At 48.7% G+C, this 26929-nt stretch carries 21 protein-coding genes; 12 read left to right on the forward strand and 9 right to left on the reverse strand.

Annotated elements, in window-relative coordinates; translation table 11 throughout:
* Positions 1-22: 22 nt before the first annotated feature.
* Positions 23-1741 carry a methyl-accepting chemotaxis protein gene (locus tag C161_RS09605; protein ID WP_036669924.1) on the reverse strand — a complete coding sequence of 573 codons (1719 nt, stop codon included), beginning with the start codon at positions 1739-1741 and terminating at the stop codon, positions 23-25.
* Between the two features lie 294 nt (positions 1742-2035).
* Between C161_RS09605 and C161_RS09610 the strand changes: the two genes are divergently transcribed.
* The 8 genes from C161_RS09610 to C161_RS09645 all read left to right on the forward strand — a co-directional run bounded on the left by C161_RS09610 (position 2036) and on the right by C161_RS09645 (position 12038).
* Positions 2036-2722, forward strand: coding sequence for an HAD family hydrolase (locus C161_RS09610; protein ID WP_036610980.1), 687 nt, complete (start codon positions 2036-2038; stop codon positions 2720-2722).
* Between the two features lie 205 nt (positions 2723-2927).
* Positions 2928-3818 carry a carbohydrate ABC transporter permease gene (locus C161_RS09615; RefSeq protein WP_036669926.1) on the forward strand — a complete coding sequence of 297 codons (891 nt, stop codon included), beginning with the start codon at positions 2928-2930 and terminating at the stop codon, positions 3816-3818.
* A 22-nt stretch (positions 3819-3840) separates the two neighbouring features.
* Positions 3841-4710, forward strand: a complete 870-nt coding sequence (locus tag C161_RS09620) for a carbohydrate ABC transporter permease (protein WP_051449674.1) — start codon at positions 3841-3843, stop codon at positions 4708-4710.
* A gap of 104 nt (positions 4711-4814) precedes the next feature.
* On the forward strand, positions 4815-6566 hold the full coding sequence (locus C161_RS09625; protein WP_036669927.1) for a sensor histidine kinase: 1752 nt from the start codon (positions 4815-4817) through the stop codon (positions 6564-6566).
* An 11-nt stretch (positions 6567-6577) separates the two neighbouring features.
* Entirely contained in the window at positions 6578-8182 is a 1605-nt protein-coding gene (locus tag C161_RS09630) for a helix-turn-helix domain-containing protein (protein ID WP_036669929.1), read from the forward strand.
* A gap of 135 nt (positions 8183-8317) precedes the next feature.
* Positions 8318-9715 carry an ABC transporter substrate-binding protein gene (locus C161_RS09635; protein ID WP_036669932.1) on the forward strand — a complete coding sequence of 466 codons (1398 nt, stop codon included), beginning with the start codon at positions 8318-8320 and terminating at the stop codon, positions 9713-9715.
* 68 nt (positions 9716-9783) lie between these two features.
* On the forward strand, positions 9784-10119 hold the full coding sequence (locus C161_RS09640; protein WP_036669940.1) for a cupin domain-containing protein: 336 nt from the start codon (positions 9784-9786) through the stop codon (positions 10117-10119).
* Positions 10116-12038, forward strand: coding sequence for an alginate lyase family protein (locus C161_RS09645; RefSeq protein WP_036669944.1), 1923 nt, complete (start codon positions 10116-10118; stop codon positions 12036-12038). Before C161_RS09640 ends, C161_RS09645 begins: the two co-directional genes overlap by 4 nt.
* Before the next feature lie 62 nt (positions 12039-12100).
* Here C161_RS09645 and C161_RS09650 read toward each other — a convergent pair whose 3' ends face one another.
* The 5 genes from C161_RS09650 to C161_RS09670 are packed head-to-tail and all read right to left on the reverse strand — an operon-like array spanning position 12101 to position 18463.
* Positions 12101-13279, reverse strand: a complete 1179-nt coding sequence (locus C161_RS09650; protein WP_051449675.1) for a YheC/YheD family endospore coat-associated protein — start codon at positions 13277-13279, stop codon at positions 12101-12103.
* A gap of 35 nt (positions 13280-13314) precedes the next feature.
* Entirely contained in the window at positions 13315-14421 is a 1107-nt protein-coding gene (locus C161_RS09655; RefSeq protein WP_036669946.1) for a YheC/YheD family endospore coat-associated protein, read from the reverse strand.
* The gene (locus tag C161_RS09660) at positions 14421-15794 is read right to left on the reverse strand and encodes a YheC/YheD family endospore coat-associated protein (protein WP_036609869.1); all 1374 of its coding nucleotides are present in this window, start codon (positions 15792-15794) and stop codon (positions 14421-14423) included. Before C161_RS09660 ends, C161_RS09655 begins: the two co-directional genes overlap by 1 nt.
* Before the next feature lie 60 nt (positions 15795-15854).
* On the reverse strand, positions 15855-17045 hold the full coding sequence (locus C161_RS09665) for a YheC/YheD family endospore coat-associated protein (RefSeq protein WP_051449676.1): 1191 nt from the start codon (positions 17043-17045) through the stop codon (positions 15855-15857).
* A gap of 50 nt (positions 17046-17095) precedes the next feature.
* A complete protein-coding gene (locus C161_RS09670) occupies positions 17096-18463 on the reverse strand; it encodes a YheC/YheD family endospore coat-associated protein (protein ID WP_036609865.1) in 1368 nt (455 codons plus the stop codon).
* Positions 18464-18700: 237 nt separating this feature from the next.
* Between C161_RS09670 and C161_RS09675 the strand changes: the two genes are divergently transcribed.
* The 3 genes from C161_RS09675 (at position 18701) to C161_RS09685 (ending at position 20993) form a co-directional block, all read left to right on the forward strand.
* A complete protein-coding gene (locus C161_RS09675) occupies positions 18701-19048 on the forward strand; it encodes a YlbF family regulator (RefSeq protein ID WP_036609862.1) in 348 nt (115 codons plus the stop codon).
* 113 nt (positions 19049-19161) lie between these two features.
* Entirely contained in the window at positions 19162-19446 is a 285-nt protein-coding gene (locus tag C161_RS09680) for a hypothetical protein (RefSeq protein WP_085981456.1), read from the forward strand.
* Between the two features lie 212 nt (positions 19447-19658).
* Complete coding sequence (locus C161_RS09685; protein ID WP_036609860.1) at positions 19659-20993, forward strand: DRTGG domain-containing protein; 1335 nt, start codon at positions 19659-19661, stop codon at positions 20991-20993.
* Positions 20994-21138: 145 nt separating this feature from the next.
* Here C161_RS09685 and C161_RS09690 read toward each other — a convergent pair whose 3' ends face one another.
* The 3 genes from C161_RS09690 to C161_RS09700 form a co-directional block, all read right to left on the reverse strand.
* Positions 21139-21480 carry a YtpI family protein gene (locus C161_RS09690; protein WP_036669948.1) on the reverse strand — a complete coding sequence of 114 codons (342 nt, stop codon included), beginning with the start codon at positions 21478-21480 and terminating at the stop codon, positions 21139-21141.
* An 82-nt stretch (positions 21481-21562) separates the two neighbouring features.
* The gene (locus C161_RS09695) at positions 21563-22051 is read right to left on the reverse strand and encodes a hypothetical protein (protein WP_036609856.1); all 489 of its coding nucleotides are present in this window, start codon (positions 22049-22051) and stop codon (positions 21563-21565) included.
* 21 nt (positions 22052-22072) lie between these two features.
* Positions 22073-22402, reverse strand: coding sequence for a YtrH family sporulation protein (locus C161_RS09700; RefSeq protein ID WP_026081169.1), 330 nt, complete (start codon positions 22400-22402; stop codon positions 22073-22075).
* A 266-nt stretch (positions 22403-22668) separates the two neighbouring features.
* On the opposite strand from C161_RS09700, the gene C161_RS32960 reads away from it, so the two are divergent.
* Positions 22669-26808 carry a DNA polymerase III subunit alpha gene (locus tag C161_RS32960; protein WP_036669950.1) on the forward strand — a complete coding sequence of 1380 codons (4140 nt, stop codon included), beginning with the start codon at positions 22669-22671 and terminating at the stop codon, positions 26806-26808.
* Positions 26809-26929 lie beyond the last annotated feature (121 nt).

Below are 26929 nucleotides of genomic sequence, written 5' to 3' on the forward strand. Positions count from 1 at the left end.
TCGATCAGTAGGTTGAGTCGGATTATGCGAGTTTGAAGCGTTTAACCAGCTGATCAAGTGCATCGGACATTTCATTCAACTGCTTGGACGTGTCAGACATTTCCTGCAGAGAAGCAAGTTGTTCCTCCGTCATCGCAGATACTTCTTCCGTGGCTGATGCAGTATCTTCCACAACAGCCGATACTTCATTAATGGACTTCATCACAGCCTCACTACCGGAAGTTAACTCCTCGACAACAGCAGATACCTCCAGAACTTCACCACTGAGGTTATGAATATGCTGAGTAATGGTTGAAAAAGCATTACCTGCATCCTCAATGGTCCGCAATCCTTCATTCACATGTAGAGTGCTCTCATCAACCACCTGCACCGTACTTTGAACACCTGCTACCACGGTTTCCAATATACTTGTAATCTCTTTGGCTGATGTTGCACTTTGGTCTGCAAGATTACGAATTTCCGCGGCAACGACAGCGAAGCCACGTCCATTATCCCCAGCGCGGGCAGCTTCGATTCCGGCGTTAAGTGCAAGCAGATTGGTTTGTCTCGCAATACCCGACATTGAATCTGCAATGTTGATCACTTGATCAGACATCTTCGAAATTTCATTAATGGCTTCCTGTACAGAGAGGAAGGATTGCTCAATGGAACTCATTTTACCTACAGCATTATCAATGCGCTGTTGCCCATCCACAGCAATGGATTCGGTACGAACTGCACGGCCTGCCACATCACTTGCCGAGGAGGCGACACGATTAAGCCCGTTGAGGGATTGCTGCATCGCAGCTACCATGGTTTGCGTAAGAGCAACCTGTTCATCAGCGCCTTCAGCGACACGTTCCATGGCAGTGGCAACTTCTTTTCCTGCAAGATGGCTATCGGCCACCCCTTTATCCAATCGATCCGAAGCTGTGCTCAGAATCATGGCATTGCTCTGAACGTCCAGCATCATTTGCTGCAAACCAGTGAGCATTGTATTGGCCGCCTCCGCGAGTTCACGAGTTTCGTCTTTCATTGGCGTAGCGATTCTCAGTGTCAGGTCACCATTGGAAGAACCGATGTCATTTAATGCCTGCTTTACGGTACGAATGTTTCTAACAATGGCACGTGACAGGACCAAAGCAGTGATGAACGAGATAATGGCCACAACGATAAGTGCCCCATACAGTTCCAAGTTCAGTAGTGTGTTTTTTTGCTTCAGTGCTTCTGTACGGTTATCGGTTAACGTATGCTCGTTGGTTCGAAACGTATCGAGAGCAGTCCGAATCTGGTCCATGTCTCTTTTACCTGGATCATCTGCGAAAAAATCTCGAATGGCTTGCGTATTATTTGCTTGGCGAAGGGCGACCATAGGTTCACCAGCGACCTGGACCCAGTTCTCCATATTAGTATGTATGTCTTCCAAAAGTGCAAGTTGAGCCGGATTATCCGAAATTAAAGCAGCAAGTTCATCTCTGAGTGTAATAAGTTGCTCTTTTCCTTGGGTGTAGGGATCGAGATAGTTGTCCTGACCCGTGATGATGTATCCGCGTTGACCTGTTTCCATATCTACCATGTTTCTTTCGAGTTCATAGGTGAGGGCGTGTACCCTCATATCGTGATCGACCAGAAAATCCAGTTCCCGTTGGAGCTGACTTGTGCTGTTCTGAATCAGCAGGATGCAACCAGCCAGTACAGCCAGTACGAGTAAATATCCTAATCCGATCTTATAAAAAATCTTAAAGGTCTTTCGCTTTTTCATGTTTGTTATTCCTCTCTATGGGGTATATGTAGTTGTCGAAAAAACCGAAAATTCGATAATTGTAGGTCTTTAGATTAGGTGTCTAAAGCACTATTTTTTAGTATTATACGTAAAGAAACTTCTTTTGTATATAGTTTGTTTAACTATAATATAACGTTTGGTTAATGCTGTATAAGGTTGGGGTTGATGATGTTTTACAATCGTTGGTTTACACGTTCAAACGTTATGTTTATCATGGGAAGGGAACGATTCCAATTACATATACGATATCCCAATCCGAAAGGAACATTGGACATGAATAAAGAGAAGGTATTGCTCAAACCGGAAGCGATGATTTTTGACATGGATGGTACGCTGTTCCAGACAGAGACCCTGTTGTTGCCAGCTTACCAGCAACTATTTGATACATTGCGTGCCGAAGGGCACTTTGAAGGAGAAACTCCACCCGAGGAACGGATGCTGGGAAGTTTGGGCATGTTGCTCGAAGATATATGGAAAGTGGTTATGCCTGAGGCGTCGGAAGCGGCACATCGCCGTGCAGACGAACTGTTGCTTCAACTGGAGATTGAGGGGCTTGATCAAGGAGGTTCCCAATTGTATCCTGGGGTGAAAGAAACGCTGCAAGCATTAAAACAACAAGGAGTGCGTCTTTTTGTTGCAAGTAACGGGCTGGAGGACTATGTGAAGGGTGTGGCGTTTGCACACGAGATTATGCCTTTCTTTGAAGGGGTATACAGTGCAGGCCAGTACAAGACTCCTTCCAAAATTAATCTGGTGCAGATCCTGCTTGAGAAACATCGTATTCAGGACGCATGGATGGTAGGGGATCGCTCTTCTGATGTGGAAGCGGGTAAAATGAACGGTCAGGCGGTCATCGGCTGTGCCTATGCCGGGTTTGGTCGTGATGAGGAGCTTGCAGGCTCAGATGTGCTCATCTCTGATTTTACAGAACTGCTGCGTCTGTATGATGAAGCAGAGTAGCCTCTACGCCGTATACGTATCCTGAGATTTAAGATTACGAACCACATGATATGAACCTGTAGACTCAACGGAAATTCGTTGAATACAGGTTTTTTTGTATGATCATGCAGTCACATTCTCCCCTGTAGAAAGTTGATTTCCCTATCCCGCTTTCCTCCATATTCCCTCTATACTTCATTCAAAAGCTATAGGGGGTCCGATTCTGGTGAAACCATCCAAAATACATGCCTATATGTTCATCTTTCCAAGTCTTTTTTTAACTGTTGTATTCGGGATCTATCCGCTGTTATGGGCGCTGCGTTACATGTTCTATGATTATCAAGGCATCGGGACGCCTGTCTTCATCGGGCTTGATAATTTTGGACGCATTTTGCGTGACGGGCAATTCTGGGATTCAGTAGGCAACACGGGTGTGTATGCCCTGGGCAAACTCGTCGTTACGATTCCACTGTCGTTAACTTTGGCGATTATTCTGAATCGCAAATGGAGAGGGCGATCCCTCTTTAGGGCGATCTATTATCTTCCCACTATTTTTAGCGCTTCGGTCATGGCGATTGTATTCTTTATTATTTTCAACTCCTATAACGGAATATTGAACCAATTGCTGCTTAAGTATCATGTGATCTCCGAACCTATTAGCTGGCTGGGGGCTGAACATGCCATGCTAACAACCATCATCATCGCCATCTGGGGGGCTGTGGGCAACTATATGTTGTTGTTCATTGCAGGTCTACAGAGCATTCCTGAAGAGTTATATGAGGCGGCATCGCTGGATGGAGCGAGTGAGTTTCAGAAACTGCGAAATGTAACGATTCCGTTGCTGGGTCCTGTCTTGCAGATGATCATCATGCTGGCAATTACCACGGCGCTGAAAGGTTACGAGAGTATTATGGTGCTGACCGAAGGGGGGCCGTATGGCAAAACAGAGGTGATGTATCTGTATTTGTTCAAACTGTTGTTTCCCGTGTCGGCTGACACCCAATCACTCCAGCAGCTCGGTTATGGCAGTGCAGTTGGTTTCACAACGGCTCTCATCGTAGGGGCTGTGACGCTCATTTACTTCCGTATATCCAAAAAGCTCAATGATGTCTATTAATCCCTATCAGGAGGAAACGATGATGACTCAAAACGTGCTTGCGCCCTCAGGGTCTCCCCAACTCATTCGCTGGACCAAACGAACGGTACTTTGGTTGTTTTTGATCGCAATCGCTCTGCTGTCGCTGTTCCCCATCATACTTGTATTGCTCGGTTCCTTCAAAACAAACCAGGAATTGACTGGAGGAGCTACCATCTGGCCGAAGATTTGGCAGTTCTCCAACTATGCTCAGGCTTGGAAAACCGCCAATTTTTCGGGTTTTACCATTAACAGCGTGTTTGTTAGCATCAGTACAACAGTTGGCACACTGCTGGTAGCTTCGATGTCAGCCTACGCTGTGGATCGAGTGAATTTCAAAGGGAAAAAGGGGTACACCCTGCTCATGGCATCTACTCTGTTTATTTCCATAGGCGCGGTTGTGCTGCGTCCGCAATTTGACCTCATGGTCAAGCTGGGGCTGAATACCACGTTGTGGGGCGTTATTATTATATTGATCAGCGCACACGCTGCCACATACTTTATTCTGATTGGTTTCTTCAAGAGCATCCCGCGCGAACTGGATGAAGCGGCGATGATTGATGGCTGTAATTTTTTCACCACATACTGGCGAATTATTCTTCCACTCCTGCGGCCCGGACTCGCCGTTGCAGGTCTGGGTGTATTCCAGAGTTCATGGAATGAATATATTCTTCCTTTTGTGTTCACCATGAGCAATCCGGACTTGCAGACTTTGCCGGTTGGGCTGGCTAATCTGCGATATGGCATCGGAGCTGCGGCTGAGGTCCAACTGATGATGGCCGGAGCCTGTCTGTCCATTTTGCCACTGCTCCTCGTTTATATTTTTGCCAACAAATCATTCATGCAGGTGACCTTGGGAGCTGTGAAAGGATAGGCGTGAGCACAATCATGGAAACGGTTTTACGGGTTATTCCACTGTGCTATACTCATTTTAATTCACAGCGGACGGGCCAAGCCGTGTTCAAGGAGCGAGCGCCGATGATATTCAACTTTTATAAAATGTCCCTGAAAAAAAGAATACAGCTGCTGTACATTTTTCTCGTTGTCTTGTGCATCAGTGTGACCGGGATATGCTCTTATCTCTTTGCTGCACGAAGCATTGAGCAGAATGCACTTGAACTGAAACAAAGCATTCTGAACAAATCAGTGCAGGTTATGGATGAACATCTAAGGCACATTGTTGTATCCTCTTTTTCTTTTATGCTCAATGAAACGTTCACCCAGGTCATGAAGGACGTGGGAAAAAATAACACATCTCATTATTATCAGAATCTCTCGCTGCTGCAAACATCGTTTGCTCAATTGAAGCTCGTAGAGCCACTGATTGATACCGCATATCTGACAACACCCATCGGTGATTTTTTCTCGACCAAAGATTTTCCGAATCACAACAACTCATTCAACAAGGAATACGGACGCTACGTGAAGCTGCAAGGCTGGAATACGATGTGGTTTGGTTCACATCAGAGTCAGTTATTCCAATCCCAAGGAAATGTGTTATCTCTGTTGCTCAAACCTATTGTGATCGATAATCATACCTATTCGAATGTATATATGGTCGTCAATATGAAGGAAGAGGCGATGCGAGACATTCTGACGCAGGATCTCATGAATAACCAGATTCAACTGTTTTTGCTGCACAAAAACGGAAATGAAGTCATTCGGCCCAGGTCCCGAAATTACGATTTTATTATGGAGCCTGACTTTACCCAACAGTTTAGCCGTGGCGATGCTGGGGATTTTACCTACAGGAACGATCAGGGGGAGGACATGCTTGTTAACTATTCGGCATTGTCGATGAACGAGGATTGGGTCATGGTAAGTGTACAGTCCAAGGCTGACTTGTTGTCCCCCCTACAAAAGATACGCTGGCTGATCATCCTGATCATGTTGTTTTGCATTTTGCTCGCACTCGGGTTGTCCAAGCTGCTGGCCTCCGCTCTGTTGAAGCCACTGAACAAACTGCGACGCTTGATGGTTGAGGTGGAGTCCAATGATCTGGATGTACGGTTTCGCAGCAAGTATGACGATGAAGTCAGCGCTGTAGGGCATCGTTTCAATCGGATGTTGGACCAGATTCAGATTCTGTTTGAAGAAGTACGGACAACGGAGCAAGACAAACGGCGGTTTGAAGTCAAGGCGCTTCAGGCGCAGGTTGATCCTCATTTCCTCTACAATACGCTTAATACGATGTTCTGGAAAAGTGAGAGCGGAGAGAAGAAGGATGTAAGTGAGATGATCGTCTCCTTATCCTTGTTATTCCGTCTGGGACTGAATGATGGGAAAGACATCACCAGTGTGGAGCAGGAGATCAAACATGTCGAACAATACATGCAGCTTCAGCAAAAATGTTACGAGGATCTGTTCGTTTATCGGATTGAAGTGGGGGACCCGTCTTGTTACGCTGTTGATATTTTAAAAATATTACTCCAGCCCTTGGTCGAGAATTCCATCCTGCATGGATTCAATGACAAAGAAGATTTGGGTGTTATCCTGATCCGCATTGATCGTCAGGGTGACACACTACGGCTGGAGGTGGCTGACAATGGATGTGGTATGGATGTAGCCAGCATCTATGCTGAGGATGTTCCTGACGGGGGACGCAAAGGTTATGCCCTATCCAATCTCCATGGCAGATTAAGCCTGCACTATGGGGATGTGGCCTCAATTGTATTTCATAGCAGTACAGATGTGGGAACAACGGTTGTTATCACGATTCCGATCACCTGAGGAGGGGCAGTATGGGCCAATTGACGATGTGTGTTATGGATGATATCCAGGCAGTTGTAAAGGGCATATCTTCAACTATTCCGTGGGAAGATCATCAGGTTCGGATTGTAGGCACGGCGAGCAATGGAGAGCGCGGTTGGTCCTTGTTGCTGGAGCAGCAACCCGACATCGTGATTAGTGATATCAGGATGCCCAAGTTGAGCGGGCTGGAGCTAATGAAGCGGGCATTGGATGCCGGACTGCGAGCCAAATTTATTTTCATCAGTGGTTATTCGGATTTCCAATATGCACAGGAGGCCATCAAGCTGGGTGCATCCGATTATTTGCTCAAACCGTTTACCCCTGAAGAAATACTCGGTGCGGTGTTGAAGGTAAGACAGGTGATTAAGGAAGAACAGGCACAGTGCAAGCAGTTGGAACAGCTGGAGCAGAAGGTGGAGAGTAGCAGCCAGTATGAGCGTCACAGCTATCTACTGGGCTTGTTGCGTCATGAAATCGGGGGATTCCTGAATGAAAGCCGCTGGAACGAGTTGCATATTGATCTCGATTCCTCCAATCTTCTCGTCATGGTCATTGAGGTGGATGGTTATACGCGGTATGGATACACGATGCATCTGGATGCCGAAATCGTTCCTTTTGCGGTCCAAAATATTGTGGAGGAAACCATAAATCGTTATACCAAAGGCGTTGTTTTACGGGAAAACCGATACCGGCTTGCAGCCATATTGAACACACCAAGCCAGATCGACGTCTCCGAGCTACTGGAGCAATGCCGCCAAAATGTGGAGCGATTCAGCAAAAAAACAGTCTCGATTGGTGTGGGTACGATTGCCCGCAGACCACAGGAAATCTGGACGTCCTACGCACATGCAGATCAGGCGATATCCTATCGTTTTTACAGTGAAGGCAATTGCATCCTCCAGTATGCTGAACTGGAAAATCAGGCCTGTGTGGCTCCGATATATCCTCTGGAGAAGGAGAAAGAGCTTTTTTACGCCCTCAAATGTGGTAATGAGAGCACCTGTCACCGCATCATTGATGAAATTCTCGAAGAATGGCAGGTTTCCGAAGGTTTTCCCGAGCCACTCACGATGATTCGTTTGCTGTCTGGACTTGCTTTTGCCATCTACCGTGCCTTTTGTGATGAGATTACAGCAGAGGAACGCTTGCGTCTGGAGGCCGACCTGACAGTGCTTGAGGCGATGCGTTCCTTGACGTTTGAGGGCTGGAGGGGATATATCAAACATTTTAGCAGTATGGGTTGCGAGATTATGGACAAAAAACGACTCACCGATGTCAAACAGGCGATTAGCAAGGCGCAGGAATATATCAGTCTGAATCTTGCAGAAAATCTGACGTTGCATTCCTGTGCCCAATCCGTACATTTAAGTCCGAGTTACTTTGCCAATGCCTTCAAAAAGGAAACGGGCATAACGCCGATTCAATATATTACTAAGATGAGGATGGAAAAGGCCAAAGAATTGCTGGTTGCAGGTGTACAGGTGCAAGAGATCTGCCAGAGGCTGGGTTATGAGGACAGGCCTTATTTCAGCGGTTTGTTCAAGAAATATTGCGGCATGACGCCAACCTGCTTCCGGCAAATGTATGAGAACTGAAAACAGATACGGATCGTCATTTTTCCCACCATGCAAAGTTAGAATGTCCCTCACCTCCATGAAAGCGTAGCGATTATCATTACGTTAACGGATAACTCAAACAGGTTGTCCAGACAAGCATAAGGGGGCATATCAATGGTTAAAAAGTGGATGGTGACTACGCTAAGTGCATTGCTGGCGCTAAGTTTGGCAGGTTGTTCTGCTGACAGTGGTACTTCGGCAAATAGCGAATCGGGGACCAGCGGGGAGAATGCCGGAGGGAAAACCAAAATCATATATTGGACACCGGACCGCCATGATGCTGATTTTATGAAATCCAAGATCGATGAGTTCAACCGGACGAACAAGGACAACATTGAAGTGGAGATGACCGTGATGGGGGACAACTATCCACAGGCGGTCGATATTGCTTTTGCCAGCAAGCAGGCACCCGATGTGCTGCAAGTTAATGATTTTCAGACGTATTATCAGAAGGGGTATCTCGCCCCGATCGATGGATACATGAGTGATGAGATGAAGGCCGTATTTAAAGACAGCTTGATTGAAAATAAAAACACGATTGATGGAAAAATATATTCCCTCCCCAATACAGGGCAGGTCTGGCGGCTTGTTTATAACAAAGATATTTTCAAAAAGGCAGGGATCGAGAGTCCGCCAAAAACGTTGGCTGAGATGGTTGCGGATGCCAAAAAAATTACCGAAGTTGGTAAAAGTGAAGGTATCTATGGCTTTGCCAGCCCGTTCAAGAGCAGCAGCGGCTTCTGGAGAGCAGCCAATACGATTGCAGGTGCAAGCAATAATGTTGGTATTGATGGTTACAACTACAAGACAGGCCAATTTGATTTTGGGATGTACAAGGATATCGCAATGGCGCTTCGTCAGATGAATCAGGATGGCAGCATGTTGCCAGGAGTTGAAAGTCTGGACATCGATCCGCTCAGAGCCCAGTTTGCTCAAGGTAAAATCGGAATGTACATTAACCACTCCGGTGAACCAGGTGTATATAAAGATCAGTTTCCTACAAAAGAAAATTGGGCAGCCGCTCCTGTACCAACTAATGATGGAACGATCAAGGGCGCTTCGCAAGTCATCGGGGGCTCCTACATCGGCATCAATGCAGATTCTGCCAACAAGGAAGCGGCATGGAAGTTTATGGAGTATGTGTACAGCACAGATCTTCAGAGTGAGTATTACGAAAAAGGATACGGAATCTCACTGATTCCTGCTGTATTAAGCTCTGACAAAAAACCAAGCATTCCGGGCATTGAAGGTTTCCTGCCCAAACGTTATGATGCCATTTTCCCGGCAAATCCAAGTGTGGTAACTGAGAGTTCACTGGAAGGCACCAAATGGAGTGAGGCTTTTTCAATCTTTGTATTCACGGGTGGCGATCTCGATGCTGTGATCAAGGATCTGGATACAAGGTACAATGCAGCTCTGGAGAAAACCAAAGCGGCAGGGCTGACCAACATAACTGCTGATCCTTCGTTTGATTCTTCCAAACTTCAGGGTAAATTGTCCACAGAAGACTAATAAACGTTCATAGCGGCCGTGGTTTAACTACTTCGGTCGCTTATTCACAAGGAAAGGGGAAAAGCAAAATGATTATTAATCATGCGTCTATCGATGCACATATCGTGAACGAAACGAGTTCCCGCAAGATCTTGGGTATGGGCGGTACATTAATGATGGTGGAGGTTACCTTTGCTAAAGGTGGTATTGGAGAAGTTCACTCCCATGATGCGCACGAGCAGGTCAGTTATATCGTCAAAGGTAGCTTTGAGGTTCAGGTCGGTGAAGAAACTCGCATCTTAAAAGCAGGGGACAGCTTTTATGCCGGTTTTAACGTCCCGCATGGGGTTAAGGCACTGGAGGACTCCGTCATTCTGGATGTGTTTACCCCGTTCCGTCAGGATTTTCTTGAGGCGTCCCAATGAGCGATTTTTACCTTTCGGCAACAGACCTGCAACGGGCTGCCCAATATTATGAAAAACATTTTCCGGAAGAAGCCCGAAATTCGCTCACGATTGCCAATCGTGCCATCCTGAATGAATTTATCGTTCCTTATACCAACGATCTGAATCGCTGGATTCCGATGGGGACACCCGTGGACTGGCTTCACAACCCGACCAATGATCTGGAGTTCACATGGGGCATCAATCGACACTGGCATATGCTCGATCTGGGTAAGGCGTATCTGATGAAGGGCAATCCGCTATATGTAACAGCATTTATTGACCACTTCCGTAGCTGGAGACAGCAAAACCCGGTACCTGTAAATCTGGTTTACGACGAGGCTGTGTTCTTTCAAAAACCCGGTCCGTGGCGCCTGCTGGAGACGGGACTACGTGTGCAGTCCTGGATATCGGCATATAAATATATGGAAGCGAGTTCACTGATAGACGAAGGCTTTCAGGCGGAGTTTCGAGAAGGTCTGGACGAGCACGCCGAGTTTTTGACCCGTTATCTCGGCAGCACGAAAATCAATCATGCCATTATGCATATGCAAGGCTTGTTCATGATCGCTACGTTCTACCACCAGCACCCGCGAAGTCCACACTGGCGTCAAGTGGCGATGGAACGTCTTGAGCTGTGTTTGCTGCATCAGTTGGGTGAAGAGGGAATACAGGTTGAACTGACAACACATTACCACAATGCCAGCATCGAAATGTTTGGCACACCTTATCGATTGGGTGAGATTTCAGGACATCCTTTCTCGGCATGGTATGCCCGCTGTCTACGCCAAATGGCCGCATTTACTGAGGCGCTGATCCGACCAGATCATCAGTCTACCGGTATTGGTGATTCGGATTGGGTTGGCGATGGACGACAACGACTGTCCCTGCTTGGAGCGATCCTGGACGATGATGATTTGATGGCTCGCGGAACGGATAGCTCGGAGTGTCTCTGGTTGCTGGGTGTGGAGAAATATGAGCGATGCCTCAGACTACAGGCTTCTTCTTCTCCGGTGTTGTCGAGCCGAGCCTTTCCGCAGACAGGATATTATGTCATGAGGGACAAGTATCAATATCTTTTTTTTGATGCGGCTGCCATGGGCGGAGCACACGGACATGCGGATGCGCTGAATGTGGAGTGGATGTGGAAGAACCAGCTTTTCTTCACGGACACCGGACGTTATACGTATGAAGAAGGGAAATGGCGTCGGTATTTCAAAAGTACGCGGGCGCACAATACCGTCACGGTGGATGGTCTGGATCAGACACCTTATCTCTCCACACAGCAATGGGGTGAACCGGAGGCTCAGGCCACAACGTTACGTTGGGAGAGCAATGACACCTATCACTTCATTGATGCTTCACAGGATGGATATACACATTTGCCAGATCCAGTTACACATCGTCGGTGGATGCTGGCAGGGGCGGAAATTCCTATACTACTAATTGTGGATTGGCTGGAGGCAGAAGCAGAGCATACTCTGGAGCAACGTTTTCACTTGCATCCGCAAGCGGATATTGCGTTGAGAATCAATGAAGCTGGAGAAATGACGGCGGATATGAGCTATGAGGCATCTTCTATAACGCTGACGATGCAATGGGTTACGGCAGGCATCGGGAAGGAAGCCTTCGCGTTGACGGAGCAGCCCGGCTGGGTATCTGAGGTATATGGTTCCAAGTTGGAAACATCGGTCATCCAGGGCAAGACTGATTTCTCGGGTAAAGTGGGTATTCTGACGTTGTGCCTGCCCGCGGATCACACAGACCAGATTACACGTGTAACCACATGCCAGCTAGAACCTGACCTGATGAGATTGGCATTATCTTATGTGCAAGGTGAGGAAAAAGGGTATATTGTGATTGACAACGACACGCTGCAATGGTCGAAAGAACAGAAATAAAAACAGTGAAGCAGGAGCAGATGCTCGCACTTGGCGAACATAGACTCCTGCTTTTTCTTCACTCACTTGGCTTTACTTTTTCTTTTTACTCTGGGTGATTTTTGCGTAACGGGCTTGGGAATGGCTGGCTTTCTGGCCGTTCCGGGAGGTCTGTTGCGATATACCCATAAGGCATACTCCAGCGGCTGAGTGATGGCTTTATAATAGATATCCCGCTCCCCGATACGAGCGAATACTTCACGTGCAGGTTTGGGGTTAACTTCAAGCAGGTAGATACGCCCGCTTCTATCAATCGCCAAATCCAGTGCCAACTCACATAGGTCCCCATACGTATCTTCCAGAAACGAAGCAACATCAATGCCGAATTTCTCTGCAGTTGTGTTAATTTCTGCCCGGAGGTCGTCATCTTCGATCCATTGCTTCATGAGTCGGTCCATCGCTATTGCCTGACCGCCGCCATGCAGATTGGAGGTTACGCTTTTTTCTGCACCCATGCGTCCGGCACATCCAGTAAGCTCCCATTGTCCTTCTCCGTTCTTCTGAACGAGCATGCGATAATCATGCACACGTCCATTCGGAAGCTGAAGTTGAATGCCCTTTTGTACAAGATACTTGTCTTTCATGTTCCAGTGCTGGAGCAACGCGCCAAGTCGTGATAAATGAACTTTACGTGGAGTGATGATACGACGCTTCTGATCCCGCCCTTGAACAAGCACTGTATTAGCCTCGCTACTGCTGCGTTCAATGCGCAGAATACCACGTCCGCCTGTTCCATTAATGGGTTTGAGATAGACCAGAGAAGAAACTTTAAGCATCCGGTTTACATCGGACATATCCTGAAATAGAGCGGTTTCCGGCAGGTGTTCACGAAAGTTGGCTTTTTGCAAAAGGGTCTGGTGGATGGTCCATTTATTGCGTAGTGGCCTGTTCAGAAAGAGCAGATGCCCATATTTCTCACGAAAAGCAAGCAATTGCTGGAACCTTCGGTTACGCTGAATCCGGCAACGATCAAAGATCAGGTCCGGGAATGATCGCCACTCCCTGGACCAGCCTTTTCCTTCATGAAAAACCATGGCTTCAATTTGTTTGCCGCCGGGGTGTACGTCGGCTGGTGTGAATACATAGATATCGAGTCCCCGCTTGCGCCCTTCAAGAATCATTCTGCGATAAACGCTTCGTTCTTCAAGAGCGCGATGTTCATTTAAGTACAACGTCATAATGCCCAGAACAGGTGAGGACACAAACAATCACCTTCTTTTTGCAGTATTCCTGTCTATCATCGTTTGGACTGACGGGCAAGATAAGCGCTGTAGTGAAATATACGTTCCAATGACCGCCGTCTGATCTGTGGTTCATCAAACTTCATGGGCTTTGCATTGGCTTCGAAGAACCAGAGTTCCCCCAGGTCATCAATGCCCAGATCCATGGACATTTCTCCGAGCGTGTAACCTGATCCCCGTTCTACCTGTCTTGCGATCATTAATGAAGTGGATTTCACACGTTTCATCAGGGTTGTTGACATTTCTTCGCCAAAAAGCTCGGTCAGCAGCTTCTCAGGGTCTTCTACGCTCCCGCCGCGCGGCACATGAGTTGTAATGCTACGGGAGCCAGCAAGTCTCGCTCCTACACCGGTTACGCTCCATTGGCCCTTGGTGTTCTTTTGTACAAGAACACGCAAATCGAAGGGGCGTTTACGAGAGGATGCCAGTTCAATGCCTTGTTGCATGATATAGGGCGTATGTCCGGTTTCTTTGCGAATTCGTGCCCATAACTTGGCAAGTGTAGATGCTTTATAGGTCGTGCTTCTACGTGTGGTTTGTATTTTGAGACGATAGGGAAGCCGTTCTTTTTCCTGAAATTTAAGCATCATGATTCCTTTACCAGCTTTGCCGCTCTCGGGCTTAAGGTACAGATAAGGATACGCCCGTAGAACGGCACCCAGAGAAGAAGCACTTCGCATCCGCCGAGTATAAGGGATCAGTTGCTGAGTCGATTTGGATTTCCTGAGCCATTCGAACAGATCCCATTTGTTGAAAAAGAATGGGTTATACAGTTCGATTCCTGATTGCATGCATTCGTCAATTTTACGCTGCACGGAAGGTTTTCCTTCGTCTTCCCGGTTGGGAATACGATTGTACAGAACATGGGGAAGGGGGAAAGGTTGTGAAACCCACTTTCCACTCCCCTTGTTGTACGTATATCCTTTCACGGTGGGACCACTCACGTTCAGATCCCGTACAGTTACAATGTACACCACGTATCCCATGCTCTCGCCTGTCTGTAAGATATCTTGAAAATTTTGATGATTTCCCCTGAACATACGCTGTTTATCATGCATGGTCAAAACAGCAATGACAGGTTTGAAATCATCATGAAGGGTCATCAAATCTCTTCCTTCTTCCGGAACTTGCTCAAATACAGGCAGTGTTCCAAGATGTGCTCCACCGACGATTTGCCCTCCACCCGGAGTGAAGGGTGACGGAAAATGGAGCGCCCGGGTTTGGCGTTCGCTTCGAACATCCATACATGTTCCTCCTGATCAATGCCCAGATCAAAGCCAATCTCACCAATCAGATGCTGGTGCTGGGTTTCAATCGCCTGGGCCAGTGTAATAGCGACGGATTTGGCATGCTGAAGAACTTCTCCCGCACGATCGCCGAAGTTGCGACTGAGCGCCTGCTCAGGAGTCATTAGGGAGCCGCCATTTTTGATGTGTGTTGTGACGCTGCCACGTCCTGCCTTTTTGGCTCCAATCCCGACAACAACCCATTGATTGTTACCATTTTTGTGCATGTGAAAACGGAAATCAATTGGACATTCATCAATCTCAATTAGACGTATTCCCTGCTGAACTACATATCCGCGTAGCTGTTTGCCATGTCTTCCCTGAAGCATGCGCATCAGACTGTTGAAGGACCCAAAACGCAGGAGTGCATTACCGCCTTTTTTGCGATAACGTGCGAAATATCCACGTTTGGGCGAATAAGTCAGGCGGTAGATCCCGTTCCCCAGACTTCCTGCAGTAGGCTTATAGTAGACGAACTGATGGCGTTCCAACATTTCCTTCATCTGTTCAACGGAAGGATTGGTAATCGATTCAGGGATATACCGTCCTGCTGCCGGCTCGTTCTCCAGCAACGTATAGATATCCGATTTGTTGAAGAAGCTCCAGTTGAAGAACGGAATTTTTCGGCGAACAAATCGTTCCCGCAGCTGGTTGATTGCTGGTGAGAAGTCTGAACGACGGCTTGGTAACCGGTTGTAGACAACATCGGGCAGAGGTACGGTTCTGCGGGTAAAGCTTCCGTTATCATTCAGGAAAAAACCCGATACCGTCTCGTTCTGCCAATTGATATCCCGAGGAGTAAAAGCGTAAATGTAGGATTTACGGCTGCCTTCACGGAGTAACTGTTTGATGAAACCAGTACGGGAACCGAATGGATTCGTGCTCGTCGCAGGCCCATCAGAGAGTACGCCGATCAGTGGACCTAACTGGACCTCATCATTTTGCAAATTCCGGAGATAAATACTGCCCCGTTTGGGAACGTTCATCATATTACGGATACCTGAAGCGAGATACAGATGTTTACCTGCTTTTTTGATTGGTTTGATCGTTGCAGGTACCCGGTCACGCCCGAAGCGAAGGTGCACCGTTTTTTTGCCGGACAGGTTGAGGCTCTTCATTAAAGCGTTGGATACATAAACCACTTTATCCGGTTGCTTGGTGAAATGCAGATTGCAAAAGGTCAAACTCATGATTTATCCTCCTATCCTGAAAAGATCCTTGGGCTCCATGGCAAGCGGGCGCTGCGGGCCTCAGCCGCCGTGAATCGGGATGGGTTTCAGGCCAGCTTTGCTGGATGTATTCGGCAATTTCATTGGACGAACGACGTCCGTGAGAACATGTTGTTGCAACAGATAACGGGCATAGGCAAGCGGCCGGGTATAAGTCAGGGTATGCATGCGTCGGTCGCCCGCTTCTGCAAATGAGGTGCGGCCTGGTTTGGAGTTGACTTCAATTAGCCAGAGTTGGCCCTCTGCATCTGCTCCGAAATCAAGCCCCAATTCGGCTAACCTGCCGAAACGGCTTTCCAGCAGGGTGGGGATAAGAGTAGCAGTCTGCCGGATGCTCTTCAGCAGAGTTTCCGTGCGGATCGTTCCATATCGCTGGAGCAGATATGCGTGGGCAGGATATGCTTTACCCCCACCGTGAAGATTGGACGTGAGTGAACCTTCGGGTCCTTCCCGTACCATACATCCGGTAAGCGTCCAGCGACCTTGCCCATTCTTTTGCATTAGAGCCCGTATGTCGAATGCTCTTCCATGATGGCTAAGCTCCAGATATGGCTGCACGATCATCTTACGTTCAGCCTGATGTAATGCTAGCCAGGAAGATACAGCCTGGGTATGGTTGAATGTAAGAAAAAAGGGTTCATTGTCCTCGTTACGCCCCTCCACGATCCATGTTGATGGAGTCGTTCCCCGAGACAGGCGAAAGGTATTTTTGCCATGAGTCCCGGATACCGGTTTGAAGAACAGTCCTTTGGGCCAACGGTCCAGCCATGTTTCCCAAGGAATATGCGATCCGATCCGGGTTGTGGGAGCAAGTTGTGACCTCAATTCAGGATTTCGGGACAACACACGATGTACCTCCCATTTTCCTGGAAGGGAAGCAGACCAATAACGGTGTTGATCTGTGCCGTTGGTTGGTATCCATTCCTTAAGCTGTTGTCTGGCGTACCTGGAGATAGGGCGAAGACAACGATCCATAATGAGATCGACTGCAGGAACAGGTACCGAATTCCACTTCCCTTGATGATAAACATATCCCCATTGAAGAGGGAGATGGACTGCATCATTCGATATCGGGATCACAATAATCTGAAGGGCGTATTTCATGCTCCCCAAACTGAGACGACGGCAGAAAAGTTCATCCGTAAAGGGAGGTGAGCCTTCGGTTGCACGTACCAGAATGGCCAGTGTCTTGGTCTGAGATGTTGGAAACATTACGCTGCACCTCTCCTCTATCAGATTTGTTTCCAATAGGGAATAACTTTTCAAAAACCCGCCAGGTACGTAGAATATTCGAGCATGGCTTTGACGGAAGGGCGGATCTTGCTCTCACTCAGTGGTGTATTATCATTCTTGGATGGTTTGGAGTTGACTTCGAGCAGCCATACGCGCCCAGTGGTGTCCAAGGCCAGATCAATACCAAGTTCACCAAAATGAGCAGGGATGGCACTTTCGATTCCTTTAGCGATATCCAGTGCTGCGGTATGCAATCCTGCATACGCGGAAGCTTTGGCTGATCCAGACAACTGTGTTTTGGCAACAGCATCCTTGACGGTGCTGAGACTTCCACCCCGTGCCAGATTGGATACGTAGTGACTCCCGCCCGCAATCCGGGCGACGATGGAGGTTACACTCCATTTACCTGTACGGTTTTTTTGCACGAGCGCACGGAAATCCACGGGTCTGCCACTGTTGTCAATGAGAGTCAGCCCTTGTTGGATCTGATAACGCGTTGTTTTCATTTTCCCAGACATACTGGCATACAGTTTATCCAGAGAAGTATACGTTTGTTTCCGGGTCCCCCCGACGCCAGTCGCCAGAGTCAGGAAGCTTCCGTCAATCTGACGTGAGACCCGGATGATCCCTTTGCCCAAAGAACCGCGGACGGGCTTCAGAAATACAACCGGATGTCGGTTGCACATCGTCTTGAGCATGGCGGACGTCTTGAGCAAATGAGACTCGGGAAGAACTCGTTTAAGCGTTGAAATGGACTTGAGTGCGTCAAACACTTCGTTTTTGTCCAGAAACTTTTCATTGAAGGTTTGCGTGCCGTAGAGCGATTTTACTTCTTTCATAAAATGCTGTACGCTAGGTTTGTTCTCAAGCTTGCGGGACGTTAGCCGGTTATTGACGACGTCTGCTACAGGCAGAACAGTCTTTTTCCAGCCGTCATCATACACCCAGCCTTTCATATAACCCGTTACCGCTCCAATATCCTCCGGTGTGAAAAAGGATACATAGGCGCCTTGCTTACGGCAGGCGTTCACCAGTTCTTGACAGAACATCGTGATGGAGCCAAAGGGCCGATCTGGCTGATCGGGATAATCCTGGCTAACCAGTACACTGATGTAGGGTCCAAGGCGAAGCGTACGGCTGGCTGAACGATAGGATACCCTCAGGACCGAACGTGGAACGAGACCGGTCTTGCTGGCAACTGTCTGATTGATGCGCAGCCCGTCATACCTTGGTACCGGAATAACAGTGACTTCGCGGCGGAAAGAGCCAAATTGTAACTGAAGCGGCCTTCCTGAAGGGATTTTAAGCGCCTTAAGCACCCCTTCGCCCAGCATGATGACGTCGTCCTGCAGGATGCCCGAGCCGGTAACCTGAATCGTTACTTTTTTAGTGGACATCACGGATCTCCTTCCGGGCGGCAACTTGATGTCTGATCTCGAAGTTGAACGGCATCTGAACATGGCATGTGCTTCATCATATGAGGACATATAACCCTTGGTGATTGACCCATATGGATTAAATGCATTTGATTTCGAGGCAGGTTATGGATGGCCTGTTTCAGATCGCCCTTGTTTGACAGCGAAGAAAAGCGTGTATTAACACGGATGAACAAACCAATCTGAGGAGGAATAATAGTGAACATTTATGACAAAGCCAATGATTTGGCCAAAGCACTGAGAGAAAGCAGCGAGGTGGAAGAGATTACTTCCGCGATGAAGCTGATTGAAGCTGATCCGGATGCAAAAGCAATGCTGGATAACTTCCGTGATCAACAAATGGAACTGCAACAACGTATGATGAGCGGGGATATGCCAGCTCCGGATGAGATGGAGAAAATGGAGAAACTGTTTGAAGTACTGAGCTTGAATCTGAATATCCGTCGCTTGTTTGATGCGGAGCGTCGCCTCAGTGTCATCATTGAAGACGTGAATAAAATTATTGCTGACAGCCTGGGTCATCTGTACGGTGGCGCTGAAGCGTAAAAAGGTAGTTCAAAAAGGTTGTCTTGTTTTTTTACCTGAACCTTTCATATTAGCTCCTTATCGTTCATAGACTAGACATATAGAGTCGATCAAGAACGAAGGAGCTGTGAATGGTGAAGAGGTTGAAAAAAGCAAAACATGTAATCTATCTGCTTATTGCGTTGTCGATGCTGGTCATTGCACTGCCGCGGATTTCCTTTGCTGGAGGAATGGACTGGGTTAATATTTTTGGCATCGTATGGGTGCTGTTCTCCTTATTAATCGTTGGTGCACATCTGCATTTTATTCTCGGTGTAGATGAAGAGAAGAAGCGTGCACTGGAAGCCGTTCGCCGGGCGAAGCTACGGCAGTGGGAGATGAAACTGCTGGACAAGCAGGAGCGGAGCGAGTCTGTATAAGGTACAGAATGAGATCCAACATGGAAGACCGGAATCCCTTGGTACAAAGGGGCCCCGGTCTTTTTTGGTACATACAGAATTAGATGTTAATGGGATGATTAAATTCAGATGGCGAACTTGCCTGTGAGAATGGGTAGGGGTGGGGTTATTTTCCTAAAGCCGTGTTATAATAGATACAGTATAGTACAGATGCATCTTCGGGGGTGGTACAGTTGGACGGACAGGAAGAGAACGTCACGAAGCATGAACAGTTACTTCAACATATTGAACAACTGAAGGTTGGCAGCAAAATATCAGTACGTGGACTTGCGCGGGAGCTGGGTGTAAGTGAAGGGACAGCGTATCGTGCGGTGAAAGAGGCGGAGAACTTCGGGCTGGTCGTGACCAAGGAACGAATTGGAACGGTGCGGATCGAGAAGAGACCTCGGGGCATGTCGGAACAGTTGACCTTTGCTGATGTTGTGACCATTGTGGAAGGCCATGTGCTGGGGGGGAACGAAGGTCTCGCCAAACCGCTGCACAAGTATGTGATTGGCGCGATGAAGGAACAGGCAATGGCCCGTTATATTGACGCTGGGAGTCTGCTGATTGTGGGTAACCGTGAAGATGCTCACTCGCTTGCCCTCGAACAGGGAGCGGGCGTGTTGATTACGGGAGGTTTTGGGACAAGTCGTGAAGTAAGAATTATGGCTGACGAGCTTGGGCTACCAATTATTTCATCCAGACATGATACATTCACGGTGGCTTCGATGATTAACCGTGCGATCTTCGACAGGCTGATTAAGAAAAAAATTATGCTTGTTGAGGATATCATTGGTCAGAAACCTCGCTTGCAGGTGCTGAAGGTGACCAGTTCAGCCGCAGATTTTCATATGTTGGTTTCAGAGACGGGTGAACATCGCTTCCCGGTCGTGGATGAATGGAACCGGGTCATCGGGATTGTGAGTCTGAAGGATGTCAGTGAGCTGAAAGAAGATCAAAGTATTGAGAAATGTGTGATACGCCGCCCGATTACGGCCTCATTGCAGACATCTCTTGCTTCTGCTGCCCAGATTATGACCTGGGAAGGCATTGATTTTCTGCCAATTGTGGATCGGAATCGCAAACTGATTGCGTCCGTCACACGCAAGGAAGTGCTTCAGGCCATGCGGGATGCACAGAAGCAGCCACAACTGGGAGAGACGTTTGATCATCTGATCTGGAACGGGTTTGCCGAGGAGCGCGGTGAACAGAACGAATTGTTATTTCACGGATTCATCATTCCTCAGATGGCAACGGATCTGGGTACGATCTCCGAAGGTGTTCTGTTGAATGTGATGACACAGGCTGGCCGGCGGGCAGCGTGGGATGTTACAGGGAACGACCATGTGGTGGATAATGTAACAACTTATTTTGTTCGACCGGTACAGATTGAGGATCAGATCCTGGTTCGACCGTTAATTCTGGAAACCAGTCGTCGAACGTGCAAAATGGACATTGTGGTTACCCGTGAAGGCAGTGTGGTATGCAAAGCGGTAATGACATTGCAGTCGATTGACCATGCCTAGCAGGGTACGTTGCCTCGGGCATAGACAAAGAGAGTACTCCCTGATCAAGAAGCTCTGCCGGGTTGCGCTGTCGCGCGGTTCTGGCTTCGCTTAATGAAGGGGAAGTACTCTCTTTTTGCAGTCACAACGATAGAGCTTCAACGAATCATGCAGATTGTCCGGAGGTTGTACCTGATCCGTTACTGGACCGTTGTTGAAGCCGCGCATAATAACTGCGGTTACGTATTCCGGCAAATACATTGTACGCACCCATAATCAGAAATAGCGCTTCCACAATCACAGATAAAGTGGAACCCGTGAAGACAAACATCAGAATCAGTGCAAGCACGACAAGCATGCCGCCCATCCAGATATTTGTCCACGAACGGTACAGACCGGCGCTGGTAGCATCCGAGCTTCTGTGTGAACGAATACTGTTTAACGCTGCAAAAACCATGGCAACAGCAAAGATGGCGATTAGTGCATATTTGAGTACATCAATGAACACAAAGACGCAGCTCCTTTTCTGGAAAGCATTTACTGCCCTTATTGTACCATGCAGAGATGCAGACAAGGGCAGTTTTTTGCTGTTACGCAGGAACGTGCATGCGAATCTGTACCCAAACTTGCAGTACGCCTTCCATAACCAGCATCGTTTTGACCTGAACGGTGTATTCCTTTTCCCTGACTGAGTACACTTTCTGATTCAGCATGATTCGCGTCATTTTGCTATACTCATCGATGTTGAATACATCTCTGCCCCGAAGCACCTCAAGTTCGTCTCCGAGCTTCTGTAACATCACTTTCAGAGAAGCCTCGTCTGGCCCCTTATCCGATTCTTCTGCACGGACTTTGATTTCCTTGATAACGGTTTGGCGTTTACTGTATTTTTTCAGCGTTTTGATATCCTCCTCATTCTGATGCAGCTGAAGCTGCAGCTCCTGATTGTTCAGCCACAACGCATTGTAACTCAGGTGAAATACGCCGTTGTAGACGACACATCCAGCGATCATTCCCAGAACAAACACAGCGGTCATTCGCATCAGCGGGCGGTAACGAGAAAATGGCGGAACTCTCATGAACGCTGTTCCTGTCTCATATTAGCTCCGGCCTCCGCCGCACACCCATTTCACCAGCTCGGTTCCCATATGCGCGCCCATAAAAGCAGAGATCAAATACAGGATTTGTTTGACTGCCGGAGACAGGTTACCATCCAGGAAATTGCTCTCGATGACACGCATGGGATCTATTGTGCCGCCGACAGCGGCTGCGAGTGCCCATATCTTTATTTTTCCAGAAATATCGAGCATCGTCTGTGTCGGAGGCTGAAGAGAGATCACTGCTCCAATACCTCCGATCATCGCGCCGCCCAGCACGATTCCAAACGCAATAAAGAAATCAAGAATGGCTTTGGACAAAAATGTGCTCACTGGCAACACCCCTTTCAGACCTAGCAGCACACCTCCTGTCTTCGGTCTGTCACAGGGGGAGCGGCTTGTACTTCTATTGTATGGGCGTGCCCCCAAACGTTATGATAAAATAGAATAATAAAGTCTCCTTTTAAGAGGTTGTCACGAATTTTAATAGGTGATTCCATTTTTTTATTTATTTAATTCATATATATGAGATAGATAGGGTAGCAGACGGATCAGAAGATCAATGCTGCGACTATCTGCGGCGAAAGGAAGAAAAAAACATGAGTTCTTTTGTGCATTTGCACGTTCACAGCGAATACAGTTTGCTGGACGGCGCTGCGCGTATTCCGGATCTCGTGAATAAGGCTGCAGATCTCGGAATGACGACACTTGCGCTGACCGACCATGGCGTGATGTATGGTGCAATTCCTTTTTATAAAGCCTGCGTTGAACGAGGCATCAAGCCGATTATAGGGTGCGAGGCATACATGACAGCAGGGTCCCGCAAAGAGCGGGGAAGCCGCAAGGATCAACCGATTCATCATTTGATTTTGCTGGCCAAAAATATGACGGGTTACCGTAATCTGATGAAATTGTGCTCGATTGGACATCTCGAAGGTTTTCATTACAAACCCCGTGTAGATATGGAAAGTCTGGCTGCCCATCACGAGGGCATTATCTGTCTAAGTGCGTGTCTTGGTGGTGAAGTACCACAACATCTACTGCATGGACGAGAAGAAGAGGCGAGGCGTGCGGCGTTACGCTACAAAAATATCTTTGGTGACGACTTCTATCTGGAACTTCAGGATCATGGGCTTTCGGAGCAAAAAAGGGTAAATCCACAGTTGATCAAACTGGCTGCCGAGCTGGAGATTCCGCTTGTAGCTACCAATGATGCACATTATCTATCCGAAGAGGACGCGGAGCTTCAGGATGTATTGATCTGTATCGGAACAGGGAAGACCGTGGATGATGAGAATCGGCTCCGAATTGGAACCAATCAGCTCTATCTGAAAAGTGAAGAAGAGATGGCTCGTTTGTTTCCTCATGTACCCGAAGCTCTGGCAAACACCGTCCGCATTGCGGATTCCTGTGAGTTGAAGCTGGAATTTGGCAAATCGATTTTGCCGGAATACAGACCGCTTCCTGATGGACTCAGCCCTTCGGTGTATCTGCGTCAGCTGTGCGAAGAAGGAATGGAGGAGCGTTATGCGCAGTCCACACGTTGGACAGATGCAGAGCTTCGATCCGAACTCGAACAACGATTGGCGTATGAGCTGGGTATAATCGACAGCATGGGATTCTCGGATTATTTCCTGATTGTTTGGGATTTTATCGCCTATGCGCATAAGCAAGGCATTGTTACTGGACCGGGCCGGGGCTCCTCGGCAGGTAGTCTGGTAGCGTACACTTTGCATATTACCGATGTTGATCCGATGAAATACAACCTGCTCTTCGAACGATTCCTGAATCCCGAGCGGATCTCCATGCCGGATATTGATATTGACTTCAGCGATGAGCGGCGGGATGAGGTCATTGATTATGTCGCGCATAAATATGGCAAAGCCCATGTCGCCCAGATCATTACGTTTGGAACGATGGCTGCCCGTGCAGCTGTACGTGATGTTGGGCGGGCCCTGAATGTGCCTTATGGCGAAGTGGACAAGGCTGCAAAGCTGATTCCGGCGCAACTTGGTATTAACATCGAGCGGGCTATGGAAGCTACACCTGAGCTGAAGGCGCTGTATGAAACGAAGCCTAAGACACGTGAGCTGTTGGATATGGCGATGAAGGTCGAGGGCATGCCACGTCATGCTTCGACCCATGCTGCGGGAGTGGTTATCTCCCGTGACCCGCTGACCGATGCGGTGCCACTTCAGGAGGGCAGTGAAGGGACAGCGTTAACCCAGTATTCCATGGAAAACCTGGAGTCTATTGGGCTGCTTAAGATGGACTTTCTTGGTTTGCGTACCCTCTCAATCATTGAGCGGTGTGTACGCTGGATTGGGGAACATGGAGAAATTCCGGATTTCCGCCTTATCCCCGATGATGATCCGTTAACGTACGAGATGCTTGGGCGAGGGGACACGATGGGCATATTCCAACTGGAATCTGCCGGGGTACGCCGTGTGCTGAAAGAGATGAAGCCAAGTAGTTTTGAAGATGTAATCTCTGTACTTGCCTTGTACCGTCCGGGTCCGATGGAGTTCATATCCAAATACATTCAGGGCAAGCATGGACAGATTGAAGTGGATTACCCCCATGTGGATCTGGAGCCTATCCTGAAAGATACGTACGGGATCATCGTGTATCAGGAACAGATCATGCAGATAGCCTCCCGGATGGCGGGTTTCTCGCTGGGTGAGGCAGATTTGCTCCGCAGAGCGGTCTCCAAGAAGAAACGGGAAGTGCTGGATCTGGAGCGTGGACACTTTGTACAAGGCAGCCTGAAACAAGGGTATAGCGAAGAAGAGGCAGACCTGGTCTATGATATGATCGTCAAGTTTGCCAACTATGGCTTCCCGCGTGCTCATGCCGCGGCATATGGTGTGCTTGCGTTCCAGACGGCTTATCTGAAGGCGCATTATCCGGTTCATTTTATGGCATCCATGTTAACAGCCGTAATGGGCAGTCATCGGAAAGTGGCAGAGTACGTAGTGGAATGTCGGCGTATGGACATGGAGGTGCTTCCGCCGGATGTGAATGAGAGCGGTATTCTGTTTACACCTGTATTTGTGCCGTCCGGCAGCGCAGGAGCCGGGGATCAGAGCAATGCATCGCAGCAGACTGCGGGAGCAGATGCAGAGAATGACGCTGGAAGCCCTGCCGAAGAACATGCCACGAATGGTAACGTGAGTTCCTTCAGGGAAGATCGCGTTCATGAGCATGATGGGCATTCGGGACAAACCGAATATGGTGAAGCACCTCTACCGGATGATCCCGGTCCTGGACCGGAAGAGGACGGTGGTGGATATGAATGGCAGGCAGCGACAACCATGCCTGAGGCATCCGACAACCGGAAGGAACCGGGATTGGTGACGGTTTCTTCAATGGATAATGGTAATGACGAAGGACAAGAGGTGTCTTCTTCGCGCGCGGAACAAGAGGAGCTGTCCTCTGTGGAGAAGAACGTTGCAGTGTCTAATGATAATTCGGATGAGGAAAAATTAACGGGTGCAATACGATTTGGTCTGGCCGCTGTGAAAAATGTCGGTACCCAGGCAATGGAAAGCATTATGATCGTAAGGCAGGAGAGACCATTCGACAGTTTGCTCGATTTTTGTCGTCGTGTGGATTTGCGTGTATGCAACAAACGTGTGATTGAATCGCTGATCCAGGCCGGAGCTTTTGATACATTACCCGGCCACCGGGCCCAATTGCTGGCGATGCTGGATGAGACTGTTGAAGCGGCGTTGAAATGGCGCAAGGAACGCGAGGATCTGCAGATTCAATTGTTCGACTTTGTTGAGACGCCAAACTGGGAGATTGAATATCCGGAAATTCCTCCTTATTCCTCAGGGCAGCAACTGGAGCTAGAGCGTGAGTTGTTAGGTTTGTATCTCTCCGGGCATCCGCTGGATGACTATGAAGATGTGCTGGAATCCAGTGGGGCTGACCGGATCATGGAGTTGACCGAGGCGGCAGACGACACGATGACCGTCGCCGCGGGTATGGTTGTGTCTGTGAAGTCGATTACGACGAAACAGGGCAAGGCTATGGCGTTCATGGAGCTGGAAGACCAGATTGAACGCTGTGAAGTGGTTCTCTTTCCCGAGGTATGGCGGCGTAGCCAGCAACATGTCGGGAAAGGTGAACTGCTCGTCGTGCGTGCCAAAGTGCAGCAGCAGGACGAAGGGTTTAAGCTGCTGGCTGAGGAAGTGGTGCCGTTGTCACCGGCGGCACTGGAGCAGCAGCTGCGCAGCCGTGACCGGCGCGTCAAGCCCGGCAGCGGCAGCTCTTCGCGCCCGGCGCAGGCGGCTTCTCCGCGGCGACCAGCGGGCGCAGGAGCCGAAGCGCAGCGCAGCAGCGCAGGCGGGGATGTTTCCGCTGCGCGTAGCAGAGGGAGCCAAGGCTCAGCAGCGACGCGCAGCGATGCGGCGGGTACGGGCGCAGCCACGGTGGCGGCTTCCCGGCCTGGCGGTGCCGCAGAGGCGGCAGGCAGCCCAGCGCAGAGCCGCGAACCGCGAGCCGTGGAGCAACGGGTGTTCGTGAAGATTGCCCCGCATGCGGAGAAGCCTGAGCTTCTGGCACGTCTGAAGCAGCTGCTTCAGGAGCATCCCGGACCTGTGGCGACAGTGCTCTTCTATGAGCAGCAGCAGAAGCTGCTTGCGCTGAGTGATGCCTACCGGATTAAGCCATCACCAACCTTGTTCTCCGAGATGGAGAAAATGCTGGGTGAAGGCACGGTCAAAATTAAATAAGAGGCTGTCCCGTAAGTGATAGCACTTATCCATAGTATGAAACCTGTTTGGCTCAATGCTGAACAGGTTTTTTTTTTGATTATTTTAGTGCGAGCTCGGTTCCCTGACGACAGGGTTTAAA

This window comes from Paenibacillus sp. FSL R5-192 (assembly GCF_000517845.1).
GTDB lineage: Bacteria > Bacillota > Bacilli > Paenibacillales > Paenibacillaceae > Paenibacillus > Paenibacillus amylolyticus.

What these genes read in the sequence shown, in the direction of transcription:
- C161_RS09605 (WP_036669924.1), bottom strand. Translation starts at nt 1,741, where the DNA reads ATGAAAAAGCGAAAGACCTTTAAGATTTTTTATAAGATCGGATTAGGA.
- C161_RS09610 (WP_036610980.1), top strand. Translation starts at nt 2,036, where the DNA reads ATGAATAAAGAGAAGGTATTGCTCAAACCGGAAGCGATGATTTTTGAC.
- C161_RS09620 (WP_051449674.1), top strand. Translation starts at nt 3,841, where the DNA reads ATGACTCAAAACGTGCTTGCGCCCTCAGGGTCTCCCCAACTCATTCGC.
- C161_RS09625 (WP_036669927.1), top strand. Translation starts at nt 4,815, where the DNA reads ATGATATTCAACTTTTATAAAATGTCCCTGAAAAAAAGAATACAGCTG.
- C161_RS09630 (WP_036669929.1), top strand. Translation starts at nt 6,578, where the DNA reads ATGGGCCAATTGACGATGTGTGTTATGGATGATATCCAGGCAGTTGTA.
- C161_RS09635 (WP_036669932.1), top strand. Translation starts at nt 8,318, where the DNA reads ATGGTTAAAAAGTGGATGGTGACTACGCTAAGTGCATTGCTGGCGCTA.
- C161_RS09640 (WP_036669940.1), top strand. Translation starts at nt 9,784, where the DNA reads ATGATTATTAATCATGCGTCTATCGATGCACATATCGTGAACGAAACG.
- C161_RS09645 (WP_036669944.1), top strand. Translation starts at nt 10,116, where the DNA reads ATGAGCGATTTTTACCTTTCGGCAACAGACCTGCAACGGGCTGCCCAA.
- C161_RS09655 (WP_036669946.1), bottom strand. Translation starts at nt 14,421, where the DNA reads ATGACCCTTCATGATGATTTCAAACCTGTCATTGCTGTTTTGACCATG.
- C161_RS09660 (WP_036609869.1), bottom strand. Translation starts at nt 15,794, where the DNA reads ATGAGTTTGACCTTTTGCAATCTGCATTTCACCAAGCAACCGGATAAA.
- C161_RS09665 (WP_051449676.1), bottom strand. Translation starts at nt 17,045, where the DNA reads ATGTTTCCAACATCTCAGACCAAGACACTGGCCATTCTGGTACGTGCA.
- C161_RS09670 (WP_036609865.1), bottom strand. Translation starts at nt 18,463, where the DNA reads ATGTCCACTAAAAAAGTAACGATTCAGGTTACCGGCTCGGGCATCCTG.
- C161_RS09695 (WP_036609856.1), bottom strand. Translation starts at nt 22,051, where the DNA reads ATGAGAGTTCCGCCATTTTCTCGTTACCGCCCGCTGATGCGAATGACC.
- C161_RS32960 (WP_036669950.1), top strand. Translation starts at nt 22,669, where the DNA reads ATGAGTTCTTTTGTGCATTTGCACGTTCACAGCGAATACAGTTTGCTG.